The sequence below is a fragment of the Streptomyces sp. LZ34 genome (assembly GCF_053890475.1).
In genome coordinates, this window is record NZ_CM132680.1 from 10,035,509 (window position 1) to 10,049,455 (window position 13,947).

Sequence of the window (13,947 nt, forward strand, 5' to 3'; positions counted from 1 at the left end):
TTTGTGCGGTACGAGATTTTGGGACCGCTCCGTGTAGTCGATGAAAAGGGCGGTTCACCGCTCAGAGCGCAGAAACTCGCTACCGTTCTCGCCGTCCTGCTGATCCGCTCGGACCAGGTCGTCATGGCGGAACAGCTCACACGAGAGATCTGGGGTGAGCTGCCGCCGCGGCGCGACACCGCGAGTATCTATGTGTGCATTTCGCGGCTTCGCAAGTTCCTGAGCCGGCCGGGCCAGCAGAATCCCATCATCACCCGTCCCGGCGGATATATGCTGCGCAGAGCATCGAGCGAATGCGATTTCGATGCTTTCCAGCAGCTGGTCGCGGACGGCCGGAAGTACGTCAGATGCGGGGAGCCCGCGCAGGCGGCCCCTTGTTTCGAGCAGGCCCTGGCGCTGTGGCGTGGGCCGGCGTGCGGCAACGCCCAGACCGGGCCGATCGTGGCCGGCTTCCTGAAGCGGCTGGACGAGATGCGCATCGAATGTGCGGAGATGTCGGCCGAGGCGCATCTCGAACTCGGCCGCCATGGGGAACTTGTCGGCCGGCTACGGTCCCTCGTCGCCGAGTTCCCGCTCCGGGAGACGTTCTACCGACAGTTGATGCTGGCCCTCTACCGCTCCGACCGGAAGTCCGAGGCGCTCGGCATATACGAGTCCGCCCGGCGTGTTCTCGACAGGGAACTGGGGCTCGAACCCGGCCGGAAGCTCAGGGAGCTCCGGCACACGGTTCTCGCCTCGACCTGACGGACTACACCTGACGGACTCGACCTGGCGGACGGAGCCGACCTGAGAGACGGAGCCGACGGTCGCCGCGGGCCCCGCGGCCGGCCGGCCCGAGCTCGCCGGGGGTTTCCCTCGCACGCCGCGAGTGAACCCACCGGCGATGTTCCGGCCCCTGATCACTTGGCTGATTACTCGGCGATGTACGTCCGGCGGATCCATTCGAGGACCCGCAGATGCCGCCCGTGGTGCTCCACGAACTGGCCTGTGGGATGGAAGTGTTCGTACGCGTTGCCGACGAGAAGCTTCAGGGTCGACTCGGGGTCATCGACATACCGCGTGTGCGGATCGGCCAGCTCCGTGGGGCCGCCGCGCAGGATGACGTTGGGCGCAGATGCGGACATAAAAGGCTGCATTCCCTTCGCTGTACACCCAAGAGAAAGGTTGGCATGAGGCGGAAAGCGCGCCGATCGGCGGCATATTTCTTGCTCACAAAGGGCTTGTGGGGGCCCGACATGGGTGGGCTGCCAGATCGTCCCGATCTGCTCCCCCTAAGCCACTGCGCTCGGTCCAGCCTAGACGCGCCGGGTCATTCGGTGTGAGGGTCGTTCGACCGACAAAAAAGCTTCGATTCCCTCACGGATCGTGAGGTTACCGCTATCGCCCTGTCACACCGATGGCCGCCGAGGATGGATGACCCATGCCGATTCGCTCACTGTCGCCCGGTATCGACCCGCCGGTCTCGGCGCGTCTTCCCGGCTCGGCAGGGCCCTGGGCGCGGGAATACGTCGCGTTCAACCGACGGTTGGCGCTCTACGGCCGCGCCGGGGTGATGAGCGCCTGTGCCGTGCTGGGCGTGGCCGCCATGCCGGTGGAAGAGATGGCGCCCGCGGCGGTGGTCGCGGTGGCCGTGCTCGCCTGGAGCTGGATCCATCTGCGGCTCGCCACCACCTCGGCGATGCGGCCGAGGCCGCTACTCGCCCTGGATCTGGCGGCCATGACGGCGCTGTGTCTGAGCCAGCGGTTCACGCTCCCCGACGGGCAGACCACGCACGCGGGCACATGGATCCTGGTGTCCGTCAACGTCACGGCCGTGGCCTATCAGCTCATGCAGCCACCGCTCACCGGGATTCTGGCGACGTTGTGGCTGTGCTGCGCGGATCTGTCGGGCGCCGCGTTGTACCCGCACTTCGAGTGGCCCGGTGTCCTGCGCAGTGTTATCTGGGTGCTGGTGAACACCGTCCTGGCCCAGGCCGTGGTCCGGCTGGTGTTCAGCGAGAGCCGAGCAGCCGACGAGGCCGCCGACCGGGCCGCGCGGGCGAGGCAGCACGGGGAGGCGGCGGAGGCCCGCTGCGCCGCGGAGCGGGAACACCTGGCCGCGCTCCACGACACCGCCTGCGCGACCCTGCTGATCGCGTCGGCGCCGTGGGCGTCGATGCGGGCGGAGACCCTGCGGGCCCAGGCCGCCAGAGATCTCGTCCGGTTGCGCGCCGAGCAGTCGGCCGCGGGGGAGGTGGACCTGGCCGCCGAACTGCTCGACGAGATCGCCGCGCATCCCCTCCGCGTCATCAGCAGGTTCGACGAGGGTCTCGGCACTGCCTGGCGCCCCATCGCGGCGGCCCTGCGCGGCGGTCTCGGCGAGGCGCTGCGCAACGTGGCCCGCTACGCGGGCGTCGATGTCGTACGGGTGACGGCGGAGCGCGCGCGGGACGTCATCGTCGTGACCATCGCCGACGGCGGGGTGGGGTTCGACCCCGAGTACATTCCCATCCAGCGGATCGGGATCAAGCGTTCCATCCGCGGACGGATGTGGAACGTGGGAGGCCGCGCGACCGTGGAGTCACGGCCCGGGCACGGCACGACGGTACGGCTGGAGTGGCCGCGTGGGTGAGGACTTCCGTCAGCTGATCACCCGCCACCAGCTCCGCGGCATCCGTGCCGGGGCACTGCTCATCCTGGTCACCCTCCACATCGGGTTCGCGCTGCCCGGCCTGCTGGGCAGCCTGGACGACTACCGGCACCCCTGGGTTCCGCTGGCCGCCTACGGCCTGCTCACGCTGATCCTCGGCGGCAGCGTCGTCCTCGGCCTCGACGGGCGCCCATGGCCGCGCGGCTGGGTGCCGTGGGCGCTGGCCGGCACCTTCGCCGCCTCGGTGGCCACCACCACCCAAGTCCCGGCGGACCATTACTTCGTCGGCACCTCCCACTGGTCCTACGCCCTTGCGGGCTGGTTCGCCGTCGTCATGCTCGGCCACCGAGGGCCGGTGGTGTCCGGTGCCTTCCTCGGCTGCCATCTGGCCGTCACCGTCGCCCTGTTGCTGACGGTCGAGGTGCCCTCGCGGTCCGTCGGCGCGAGCATGGGCCTGAGCGTCCTGTCCGCCTGCTGCTTCCAGATGGTCATGGCGGCCGGGGGGAAGCTGCTTCTCGACAGCAGCAGGGCCATCGGCGAGGCCCTGCGGGCCCAGGAGCGGGTACGCACCCGCATCGCCGTCGCCCGACAGATCCAGGCGGATCAGCGTCGGCGGTACGCCGAGCTGAGCACCACCGTTCTCCCCCTGCTCACCGGGCTCGCCAGCGGCTCCCTCGACCCGGAGGACGACGAGGTGCGGCGCGCCTGCGCGTTGGAAGCCGCCCGGCTGAGGCGGCTGTTCGCGGAGAGCGACTGCACATTCGACCCGCTGGTCCACGAGATGCGCGCCTGCATCGACGTCGCCGAGCGCAACGGGACCACCGTGCAACTCGCCGTCCGCGGCGACCCCCTTGAGCTGCCGCTGCCACTGCGCCGCGCGCTGTTGGACCCGGTCATCGCCGCGCTGGCCGCCGCCAGGCAGACGGCGCGCGTCACCGTGGTCCGCGGCGGGGATCAGGTGCGGGTGGGCGTCGTGGTGGACGCGCTGCGGGAGCGGCTGCCCGAGCCGACGGCGAAGGGGATCCGGGTGCGCACGGTCCACGCCGAGGACCGCCTCCTCGTGGAGGCCGCGTGCCGGATCACAGCTCGTCCAGAGCTATCAGACCGTCCTGAACCGCCCTGGCCACCAGCTTGGCCTTCGTGGTCGCCGGGCGGCCGGCGTTCGCGTACTTGATGCGCACCCGGTCCAGGTAGGTGTTCACCGTGCGCTCCGAGATCCCCAGGCTCTGGGCGACCATCGCCTTCGACTCGCACTGGAACCACTCCACCAGCACCTCCACCTCCCGTACGGACAGCACGGGGCGGCTCTGCCGGGTGTCACTGCCGAACGCGCCGGCCAGCGACGGCGGTGTGTAGGGGATGTCCTCGGCGGCGGCCCGGATCGCCTTGACCAGGTGCCGCTGCCCCTCCGCCTTGGTGATGTAGGTGGCCGAGCCCAGGTCCATGCAGGTCAACGCCGCGTCCTGGCTGTCCCGCATGGTGTAGACGACGACCTTGCGCTCCTGGGCCACGAGCTCCTGCAACTCGTCGTACGCGGGCCGCCCGTTCTGCAACAGCAGATCCATGACCACGACATCCGCCCCCCGGCCCGGACCATGGAGGGCCACCGACACGCTCGCCCCCTCAGCCACCACGTTGATCGGCACGTCGGCGGCGGCGCACCACGCCGAGATGCCCGCGCGTACCACAGGATGATCATCGACCAGCACGACGCTGAGGGAAATCCCTAACTCCACACGCACCCACCCATTCGTGAGAGAACCTGTACAACAAGTAGACAAACTGACGTGCCTCGAGTTTTGCGGAATGGACCTGCTTGCTGTGATGCTTCACGTCATGCTTGGGGTTCCCGTGCAATCGGAGCCGAGCCTGCTCAAAGGCTCCCCGGGTTTCACACGTCGGATGCGGAAGTGCGGTGAAAGATTCCGTTAATGAACTCATGTTCGACAAAGTGAACGTATGCCCGAGTCGTGTCGCCGCGGTGTCGGCGTCGTATCGGCGTTAACACGACAACGGCGCCGTCACCACAAGGGGGACGACGCCGTGATAGCAGAGATTTGCCGGGGTTGCATACGATGTTGCCGCAGGCGACAGGTGAGCCAGTGCGTCCGGGACCGTTACGCGCAGCGTCAGTGACTGATTCAGCCACACATCGTGAAGGGTTCTGGGGCCACAGCCACGCGTCAGGCCGTACCGTCCGCCGGAGGCGCCGCGACGATCCGGCTCCTGCCGCCGCTCACCGCGAGGTACAGCGAGCCGGAGACGATGACGCCGATGAACCAGCTGTACGGCCCGAGCGTGGCGCTGTAGTCAGCCGGGCCGTAGACCGGGAGGAGGCTGGAGAAGACCGCGCCGACGGCGGCCGTGGCGAAGGCGCGGACATTCCAGCCGCCCTGGAAGCGGAACTCGCCGTTCTCCTGGTAGAGCGCCGCGACGTCGATCCGCGACTTCCAGATCAGGTAGTAGTCCACGACGATCACGCCGAAGATCGGGCCCATGGTCGAGCCGATGGCGTTGACGAAGCTCGGCGCGTTGTCCCACGGGTGCAGCGGGTAGAGCAGAAGCGCGATGACGGCGGCGAGCAGGCCGCCGCGCCGGAAGTCGATGTACTTCGGGGCGAGGTTGGCGAAGTCGAAGGCCGGGCTGACGAAGTTGGCGACGACGTTGATGCCCAGCGTGGCGACCGCGAAGGTCAGGGCGGCGAGCAGGACGAGAAAGACGCTGTCGAACTTGGCCGAGATCTCGGCCGGTTCCAGGATCACCTGGCCGTAGACCTTGCTGGCCGCGGCCGTGGTCAGGGCGGCGACGAACGAGAAGAGGATGAGGTTGACCGGCAGCCCCCACACATTCCCCTTGCGCAGCGTCTTCTCGTCGGGCACGAATCGCGCGAAGTCGCCGAAGTTGAGGAACAGCGCGGCGAAGTAGGTGACCCAGGTCGCCGCGATCGCCGCGATCGCGGCGAGCGAGCCCGGGGTCACGTTCAGGCCTGTCGAGCTCTTGGCGAGCGTGGCGAGTTCCTGGGCCGGCATGTCGACCGAGAAGGACAGCGCGCCGGCCTTGACCGACAGCGCGACGGCCAGGGCCAGCATCATCAGCCAGACGACCGGCCCGGCGAAGTCCTGGAAGCGCCGCACCGTCTCCATTCCCTTGCTGATGATCAGCAACTGGGCGGCCCACACCCCCAGGAAGCACACCACCTCCAGGCCACTGTGCCCCAGCAGGTGGGTTGTCTCATGGAAGTGCCGGGGACCGCTGTAGCGGGTGAGGAACGCGACGATCGCGCCGGCCGCCGCGCTGGTCTGTGCTCCGTACCAGAAGGTGGCGACCACGGCCCGCACCAGCGCCGGGACGTTCGCGCCGAAGGTGCCGAACGACGCCCGGGCGAGGACCGGATACGGCACGCCGGTCCGCACCCCCGCCTTGCCGATCAGCGTCATCAGCCAGTAGATCACCAGCGAGCCGACGCCGATCCCGATGATGAACTTGAAGGTGCCGCCCGCGACGAGGAACAGGCTGGCGGCCAGGAAGTAGCCGTACAGACTGTGCACGTCCGACGTCCAGACGTTGAAGACGCTGAACGCTCCCCACTTCCGCTCGGAAGCCGGAGCCAGGTCGTCGTTGTAGAGCCGGGGTGAGTGCTCCGACACCGGGGTCGAGGTGGAGGCGGTGCCCTTCGTCGTCGTCACGCTTACTCCTTGCCGAGCCGACCTGCGGAATCAGCACCTCTACGCGGCCGCGCCGCAGACAAGGTGCACAGATGACGTAAAGGAAAGGGGTGATGGTTTTCGCCCCGATTCCGGAGATGTGACAGACATGTCAACAGGCCGGAAGTTACATTTCGAAAGACGGAATAACCCGTCGCGGCCCCGGAGGCCCGCGCCGCGACGGTGCGCCCTTCGCCCGTCACCGATTGTCACACCCCCCTGTCAATCTGTGACCAAGAGCAATCTTGGGGAGGGGCGCCATGGGCGACAGGACAGCCGAGTACCTCACGCTCGAAGCAGCCCGACGCGAACTGGGCCTGCAGTCGGCCGAGTTCGCAGTGGGGATCGAGCACGGAGTGATCCGGGCGAGTTGGAGCCTGGGCGAGCGGCGCGTCCGCGCCAACGAAGTCGCCCGGTGGCGGACGAGCCCCAGTGAACTCGAGGAGCAGACCCGGCTCGTGGGCGCTGCCGAGGCCGCCGGGCTCGCCGGGGTCAGTGCGCACCGCTTCGGGCAACTGGCCCGCCTCGGGATCATCCGCCCGGTCCGTTCGTACACCAACCGCTACCAACGCGAGGTCTGGTTGTACTCGGCCGCGGAGACCCGGCAGATCCCGCAGCGCCATCCCGAACTGGTCGGCCCCCGGCTGCCCGGCGCCCTCCTCGCCGAACTGGCCTCTGGTACTGACCGGCGGGCCGAGGCCTTTCGCGCGCGACGGCGTACGCAGGCGTTGTCGGCGCTTCCCGACGCCTGGACGAGGGCAGCCGCCTGGTCGCACTGGTCGGGGCCCGAGCAACCGTTGCAGGGCCGTAAGCCGATCACTGCGGCCGAGCTCGTCCACCTCGCCCGGCGCGCCGCGGAAGCAGACTTGGCACGCGCCCTCGACCCACATGCACGGCCCGGTACCGACACCGTCTCACCGGAAGAACGGACGGCGGTAGCACGGGGATTCGCGGACGCCCTGCGAAAGGCCCGCCGCGGTCGGCCGGCGCCCGCTCTCGTGCCTCCGGCCGAGGCGGCTGCCCGGCTCGGCTGCGCGCCGGAGAAACTCCCGCAGGAATACCGCGCCCACGGGGTTCCCCAGGATCTGCTGGAACAGAGCGTCGCCGAGGGCCATGCCACCGTGCCCCCGCCATCCCGGCTCGGCACACAGCGCACCCGTCAAGCGGCCCAGCGTCGCAGACAGGAAAGGCAGGCCGCCCGGGAAGCCGCGGAGGCCACCCGACAGGAGCGCGAGAGGCGAGAGCGGGAGGCGGCCGCGCGTGCCCGAGCCCGTGTCCCTTCACGCTCGGTCGTGCCGAACGTCACCCTCCACCTCGGCCCCACTAACTCCGGTAAGACGCACGACGCCCTCGCTTTCCTGGCCGACCGGGCCGAAGCCGGGAAGACCGGCGTGTACGTCGCACCGCTGCGCATGCTCGCCTACGAGGTGTACGAGCGATTGCGTCTCCGTCTGGGTACGGACAGGGTAGGCCTGCGAACCGGCGAGGAGCAGCGGGGCCCGGTGACTTCGGTGCTCTGCTGCACCGCGGAGGCGGCTCCCATCGCGGGTGACGTGCTGGTCGTCGACGAGGCGCACTGGCTGGTCGACGACGCACGGGGGCACTCCTGGACCCGCCTTCTACTCAGCGGGTCGCACGAGGATGTCCACATCGCCGCCGCGCCGGAGACGGAGGCCTTGCTGCGGAAGATGTTCGCTCCGCACGCGGCCGTCTCCGTGGTCCGCCACGCACGCGTCGGCGCCCTCGCACGGGCCGACGCGTTCCGCGCCGCCACGCTCCCGCGGGGCAGCGCTGTCGTCGCCTTCTCTCGCAAGGCCGTGCTCGCCCTCCACCGTGAGCTGGTCGAATCGAGCCGCTCGGCGACGGTCCTGTACGGGGCCATGCCTCCGGCGGCCCGCCGCGAGCAGATCCGGCGGCTGGCCGAAGGAGAAGTGGACGTGATCGTCACGACGGATGTCATCGGCCACGGCGTCAACCTCCCGCTGCACGCGGTGGCGTTCGCGGAGACGCGCAAGTACGACGGCAGATCCCGCAGGGAGCTGCTGTTGTGGGAAGCCGCCCAGATCGCGGGGCGGGCAGGCCGACGGGGCCACGACGCGGGTGACGGGCTCGTCGCCGTGTACCGCAGCCATCTCCCGGGCCTCACCGCCTCCCCCGGGCTTGTGGACCGCGCGGTCGCGGCGGCCAACGGGTCGGCCTCGACCGGACTGCGCGCACAGGCAGCCCCACTGCGTCCCACCTGGACGGACCTCGGGCGGCCACAGCCGGGGGAGATCCCGCACGCCCTCACCGGCTGGACGGCTGCGGCCCGCACGACCGCCGAAGAGCGGCCCTGGCTGCGGCCGATGCCCGTAGACGAACTCCGCGCCAAGCTGTACGCGGCGAGGCAGGCCGCGGGGGTGCCGGCCGCGGTCGACGCCCCTTGGCCACAGGACGGTCACACGGTCTGGCGGCTGATCACTCTTCCTGTGGACACGGACCGCCCGACACATCCGGCGATCTGCCGGGCAGCCCTGCGGGGCGCCTCGCTGCGAGGCCTGCTCCGCCCGCACACCACCATCGCGACCATGGACCTCGCCAAGGCCGAGGAGTACGCGGCCACCATGCGCGACCTGCGCACGGCCGCCCTGGCTTTCGACGGCGCATGCGGGAGCGTCACCACCGAAGAGGCCGCGGAGGGAGAGGAGGCGGCAAGCGCCCGGATCATCCGACTCGTCGCCTCCTCCCGCCCCTTGTCCGCTCATGGCATCTGCGCCGCATGCGCCCGACCCTGCGCTCCCTGGTGCACGTACTGCGACGCCTGCTATGGGTCCACCGTCGACGATTACTGGTGACGGAGGTCCGCGCCGACGGCAGTGTCGCGGCGCGGACCTCCGTCAGGGACATGCCTCGAACGTCTCGAACTCACAGGGCGCGGCACGGCCGATGATGGTCACCTTGTGCGATTGCGGTGGCGCGCTCCGCAGTGGGCGAGGATGATAGCCCTGGGCATCAAGTGCCTTATTTTCATGGGGTTCGCGTTCAGCGTGAATGGTTTCGGTGGTTCGTACCGTGTGACGGTACGAACCACCCGGGGGAGGTAACGCCATGTCTTCTTCTGTCCCGCCGCTTCCCAAGATCAACTCGTTTGTCGATGCGCTCGAACAACTCATCAAACAGCCGCCCAAGCAACGCGGGCCGGCCCCCCAGGTTCTGCTCACGCAGCTGAGCAGCGGCACGGAGGCGGAGCGCGTCGCGGACGGGCTGTGCGGGCGCTTCAGCGCTGCGGGCCGGGCCAGGATCCCGTACGCGCAGGTGGCGGGGGCGCCCTCCGGTCCGCGGCGCGAGGGTGTGGGCGACACCTTCCAGAAGATCGAGGAGGAGCTCCTCCGCAACCGGCCCGGCGGCTTCGGCAGGCTGCGGCTGCCGCAGTACCGCCTCATGTGCAGCATCGTCGAGGCACAACTCACCGAGAGCCAACCCGCCGTGCAGGCCCAGGAGTTACGGGACAGGTGTTACGAGGCGCGCTGCAAGGACTCCAGGATCCTCCGAGCCCTGGAGGCGGTCAGCGGCGGCGATCTGCCCCCGCCGGGCATCCCCGCCACCGCCTGGTACTGGCTGCGCCGCCCACTCCTGGGCCTGCTTCCACGCTGGTGGTACGGATGGCGGAACGGGCGTCGGATGACGCGCAAGGGCAGCTGGTACCGCACGTGGGCGGAACTCCCTGAGAAGGGTGCGGACTTCTTCGCCGACGCCCGGCGCCTCGCGGCCGCGCCGGGCGGCTCCGCACGACTCGACCAGACCGTGGCCGTGCTGCTGCGGGCGCTGCTCGCCGATGTGCAGGCGGCCTTCCGCCACCCGCTGCTCTCCCCGTGGAGGCGTCGGCGCAAGCACCGCTTCGTCCTCGTCTTCCCGCAGCTCGACCCCACCGAGCCTCAAGTGGGCCATCTGCTGACGCAGTTCCCCGATGCGGTCGAGCAGACCGGATGCACCGGAGTGCTCCTGGTGGCTGCGGTGCCCCCCAGCGGGGAGCCTACGGAGAACTACGCCGAGGCCGCCATCACGCTCAACTCCTGGAGAGCGACCACAGGGCTGGGCAGGGCCCGTGTCGTACGGGTGGGAGTGGAGCCGCATGCCGACGACGCGGACGCCGCGCGCTGGCTCAGCCGCTTCCCGGAGATCTACCTCGAGAAGACCCACTCCGATCTCGCCCCGCGGTTCGAGGCCGTCCTCGCGTCAGTGACTGGGGCCACCATGCTGGCACTCCTCGCCACATACGGCCTGACCTGGCTGCTGCCGGAGGGGGAGAAAACCGACTGCCTGACCCGCAGTGCCGCGACTGGGTCAGCCGCGCCGTCCGGCACCGGCCGTATCCCCTCCGACAAGTCCCCGAAGGAGCTCTACAGAGCGGTCCGCGCCATGATCGAGCGGCAGAACGAGGAAGCCGACGCGGCCGCCGCGCGGCCCGGCGCCATGGTGAGGACCGTCGTCTATCTGGGCGTGCCCGTCACCGTCAACTCATGGAAGGAGGAGATGTACAGCGGAGCGATTCCGGAACTGCGCGGGATCGCCCTGGCCCAGGAAGAACTCAACCGCGAGGCGTCCCGGGACGAGGGCAACAAGGTGTGGTTGCGAGTCCGGGTCGAGGATGCGGGCGCGCGGTTCACCAAGGCGCCCGCCGTCGCCGCCGGGATCGTGAGAGAAGTGAAGAAGGAACAGGGCGACGAGCAGATCATGGGAGTGGTCGGCCTCGGCCAGAGCCGCGAGGACACCCTGCGGGCCCGGGACATCCTGGGCGAGGGCGGGCTGCCGATCATCGGCACCGTCGCGACCGCCGAGGAAATGCAGCGGCACCCGATGTACCGGCAGGTCGCACCGGACAACCGCCGAGAGGCGCGTATCGCCGCCGACTTCGCCCGTCGAGGCAACATCGTGCAGACTGCCCCGGGCAAGTGCGCACCCGCCGAGCAGGCCGTAGTGATCGCGGACCCGACCGACAAGTACAGCGCCAATCTCAGCGAGCGGTTCACCGAAGAATTCAGGGGCACCCATCGCATCTGGTACACCGCGGGCGACGACAGCCACCACCCCGCGCAGGAAGACGACGTCGAATGGGTCCAGAAATTCTCCGAAATGGCCGAGAAGGTCTGCCGGCGACTCAAGGACGAACCGCGCACGGTGGTGTACTGGACCGCGCGGGCGGATGAATTCGGTGCGTTTCTGGATGAATTCAACAGTGGCACGGCGTGCAATGGCCGGCTGACCGCGCTCGGCGGAAACGACCTCACCAATGCCGTTGTCGACGCACAGCGCCCCAGCGAGCGCTACCCCCTGCTGCGGCTCTACTACGCGGCGCATGCCCTGCCCAAGTCGGACCCGCCCAACGTCATGGGCGAGAACTTCCGTCAGCAGTACGCCGCCGCGTACGGCGAACACGACCTCTGGAGCAACGACGGCCGCACGACACTGGCCTCGGACGCTCTGCGGGTGCTGGCCACGGCACTCAACGAGGCGCGTCAGGACGCGGGGACGGCGGCATTCGGCCGCGGCACGGTGCAGGCCGCGCTGGTGAACGGAGCCGGCGGCGAGGCCGGGGTGCGGGGCGCGTCGGGGACGCTGACGTTCGGACGGGACGGCAAAGTCCCCGCGGCCAAGCGGCTACTCATCCTGCACGACACAAAGCGCGGGCCGGAGGTGGCATTGGAGTGTGGAGTACGCGACAGCGGCGACGAACGGAAGACGTGGGGGCCAGGCAACGAGTTCACCTGCCCAGCCGACTAGGGTCTGACCGCGATGAGCTTCAGACGCAGCAACGCGTCGATACTCGATCCGCAGACACCTCCATGGCGGAAGCCGCGCGCCGCACGCCGGGGCCTCATACGAAAAAGCCCGGTCAGCGCACTGACCAGGCTTTTGGAGTGAGTGTCCGAGGGGGGATTCGGACCGATGCCCCACGGATCACGCCCCTCACGACGGTGCTGGCGCTGGCGTAGCCGCGGGTTCGACATTTTCGTGAGGTGGGCCCGGACTGTTCGAGGGCACCGCCGGCCCGCCTCGTGACCGCAACGTACTCTCGGTGCATGCAGAAGGGGAGGAGCACGATGAAGATAGTGTTACCCGGGGGAACCGGTCAGGTGGGCGGCATACTGAACCGCGCGCTGACCGCCGCAGGCCACGAGGTCGTGGTTCTGACCAGACAGCCGACGCGCGACAGTCACCTTAAGTGGGACGGCAGAACCCTCGGCCCCTGGGCAAAGACGATCGACGGCAGCGATGTCGTGATCAATCTGGCTGGCCGCAGCGTCAGCTGCCGCTACACCGAAGAGAACCTGCGAGCCATGATGGACTCACGCGTGGACTCCGCACGTGTCGTGGGCGAGGCGCTCGCAGCTGCCCGACGGCCTCCCCGAGTCTGGCTCCAGATGAGCACCGCCACCATCTATGCCCACCGCTACGACGCACCCCACGACGAAGCAACCGGGGTGATCGGCGGCAGCGAACCCGACGTCCCCCACTACTGGGACTTCAGCGTCCAAATCGCGAAGAACTGGGAGCGGGAGCAGCAGCAGGCCCGGACACCGCGCACCCGCAAGGTGGCCCTGCGCTCGGCGATGGTCATGAGCCCCGATCGCGCTGGCGTATTCGACTACCTGTTGTGGCTCGCGCGACTCGGCCTCGGCGGACCGGTCGCGGGCGGCAGCCAGTACGTGTCCTGGATACACGACCATGACTTTGTCCGCGCGGTGCAGTTCCTGATCGAGCAGGACGACATTACAGGACCGGTCAATCTCGCATCCCCCGCTCCCCTGCCCCAGCGGGCATTCATGAATGCGCTGCGAAAGGCGTGGGGCGCCCCGGTGGGCCTGCCAGCCACGAAGTGGATGGCAGAGATCGGCGCGTTCGTACTCCGCTCCGACACCGAACTCCTACTCAAGAGCCGCCGAGTCGTGCCCGGTCGGCTCCTTAAAGCCGAATTCGCGTTCAACCACGCCGAGTGGCCACAGGCCGCAGGCGAACTTGTGCGGCGGGTACGTCAGAAGCGAAGCCATACCTGAGCGGGTCCAGTATTCACTCGACACTCGGGGCCAAGAGCCGGCCTGCTCGACACCCTCCCGCCGCTGATAGCGTTCAAGTCCATGGCAACGAGTTCGCCTCGGACAACATCCACCAGACCCGCTGCCCGCCCCTGAATCGCAGCCGGCCAACGACCGTACAGCGAACTCCCAGCATGACCGGCTCGATGCCTCATCCACGAGTACACGCAGGTTGCACAGGATGACACCGTTTCCGGCCCCACACGCCGGCATACGTGTGGTGCCCTGTGCGCCTCTATCGCCCGATTCCGAGGAATACTTGCCGACCCAGGCGTCGGCGAACTCGGCGAACCGCTCCACGGCAGCCTCTTCGGTCGGCGCGGTGTAGCCCGGCTTGAGTAATCTGGCGGTCTTGTCCCAGTCCTGGCGGGCGGCATAGCAGAATGCATTCCGCAGCAAGTGCACCCCGCAGGTCTGCACGATCGGCCGTGACGGCCAGGGAACCACCCGCCGGCGGACTCTGTTGCAAATACGCCCGGCCAGGTTTGGCACGACCATGCTGCGAGGAAGCATTGCGCTGTCCTGCGAGCCCCCTCGCAGC

At 68.9% G+C, this 13,947-nt stretch carries 9 protein-coding genes and 1 pseudogene; 6 read left to right on the plus strand and 4 right to left on the minus strand.

The window, feature by feature from the left end; all coding sequences use genetic code 11:
* Positions 1-3 precede the first annotated feature (3 nt).
* Entirely contained in the window at positions 4-744 is a 741-nt protein-coding gene (locus ACWY4P_RS42930; RefSeq protein ID WP_456206246.1) for an AfsR/SARP family transcriptional regulator, read from the plus strand.
* Between the two features lie 167 nt (positions 745-911).
* Here ACWY4P_RS42930 and ACWY4P_RS42935 read toward each other — a convergent pair whose 3' ends face one another.
* Positions 912-1,124, minus strand: coding sequence for a DUF5988 family protein (locus ACWY4P_RS42935; RefSeq protein ID WP_456206247.1), 213 nt, complete (start codon positions 1,122-1,124; stop codon positions 912-914).
* 296 nt (positions 1,125-1,420) lie between these two features.
* On the opposite strand from ACWY4P_RS42935, the gene ACWY4P_RS42940 reads away from it, so the two are divergent.
* The gene (locus ACWY4P_RS42940) at positions 1,421-2,611 is read left to right on the plus strand and encodes a sensor histidine kinase (protein ID WP_456206248.1); all 1,191 of its coding nucleotides are present in this window, start codon (positions 1,421-1,423) and stop codon (positions 2,609-2,611) included.
* Positions 2,604-3,803: a hypothetical protein gene (locus ACWY4P_RS42945; RefSeq protein ID WP_456206249.1), complete on the plus strand. Its 1,200-nt coding sequence runs from the start codon at positions 2,604-2,606 to the stop codon at positions 3,801-3,803. The genes ACWY4P_RS42940 and ACWY4P_RS42945 overlap by 8 nt, the downstream gene beginning before the upstream one ends.
* On the opposite strand, the gene ACWY4P_RS42950 is transcribed toward ACWY4P_RS42945, so the two are convergent.
* Together ACWY4P_RS42950 and ACWY4P_RS42955 are read right to left on the minus strand one after the other, a co-directional pair.
* Complete coding sequence (locus ACWY4P_RS42950; protein WP_456206250.1) at positions 3,709-4,338, minus strand: response regulator; 630 nt, start codon at positions 4,336-4,338, stop codon at positions 3,709-3,711. The genes ACWY4P_RS42945 and ACWY4P_RS42950 overlap by 95 nt on opposite strands.
* A gap of 474 nt (positions 4,339-4,812) precedes the next feature.
* A complete protein-coding gene (locus ACWY4P_RS42955) occupies positions 4,813-6,315 on the minus strand; it encodes an NCS1 family nucleobase:cation symporter-1 (RefSeq protein WP_456206251.1) in 1,503 nt (500 codons plus the stop codon).
* A 278-nt stretch (positions 6,316-6,593) separates the two neighbouring features.
* Here ACWY4P_RS42955 and ACWY4P_RS42960 point away from each other — a divergent pair, with 278 nt between their 5' ends.
* The 3 genes from ACWY4P_RS42960 to ACWY4P_RS42970 all read left to right on the plus strand — a co-directional run bounded on the left by ACWY4P_RS42960 (position 6,594) and on the right by ACWY4P_RS42970 (position 13,367).
* The gene (locus tag ACWY4P_RS42960; protein WP_456206252.1) at positions 6,594-9,167 is read left to right on the plus strand and encodes a DUF6397 family protein; all 2,574 of its coding nucleotides are present in this window, start codon (positions 6,594-6,596) and stop codon (positions 9,165-9,167) included.
* Between the two features lie 253 nt (positions 9,168-9,420).
* On the plus strand, positions 9,421-12,093 hold the full coding sequence (locus ACWY4P_RS42965) for a hypothetical protein (protein WP_456206253.1): 2,673 nt from the start codon (positions 9,421-9,423) through the stop codon (positions 12,091-12,093).
* A 320-nt stretch (positions 12,094-12,413) separates the two neighbouring features.
* Positions 12,414-13,367: a TIGR01777 family oxidoreductase gene (locus tag ACWY4P_RS42970; RefSeq protein WP_456213254.1), complete on the plus strand. Its 954-nt coding sequence runs from the start codon at positions 12,414-12,416 to the stop codon at positions 13,365-13,367.
* A gap of 294 nt (positions 13,368-13,661) precedes the next feature.
* Here ACWY4P_RS42970 and ACWY4P_RS42975 read toward each other — a convergent pair.
* Positions 13,662-13,835, minus strand: a pseudogene (locus tag ACWY4P_RS42975) (transposase); the annotation flags it as partial.
* Between the last annotated feature and the right edge of the window lie 112 nt (positions 13,836-13,947).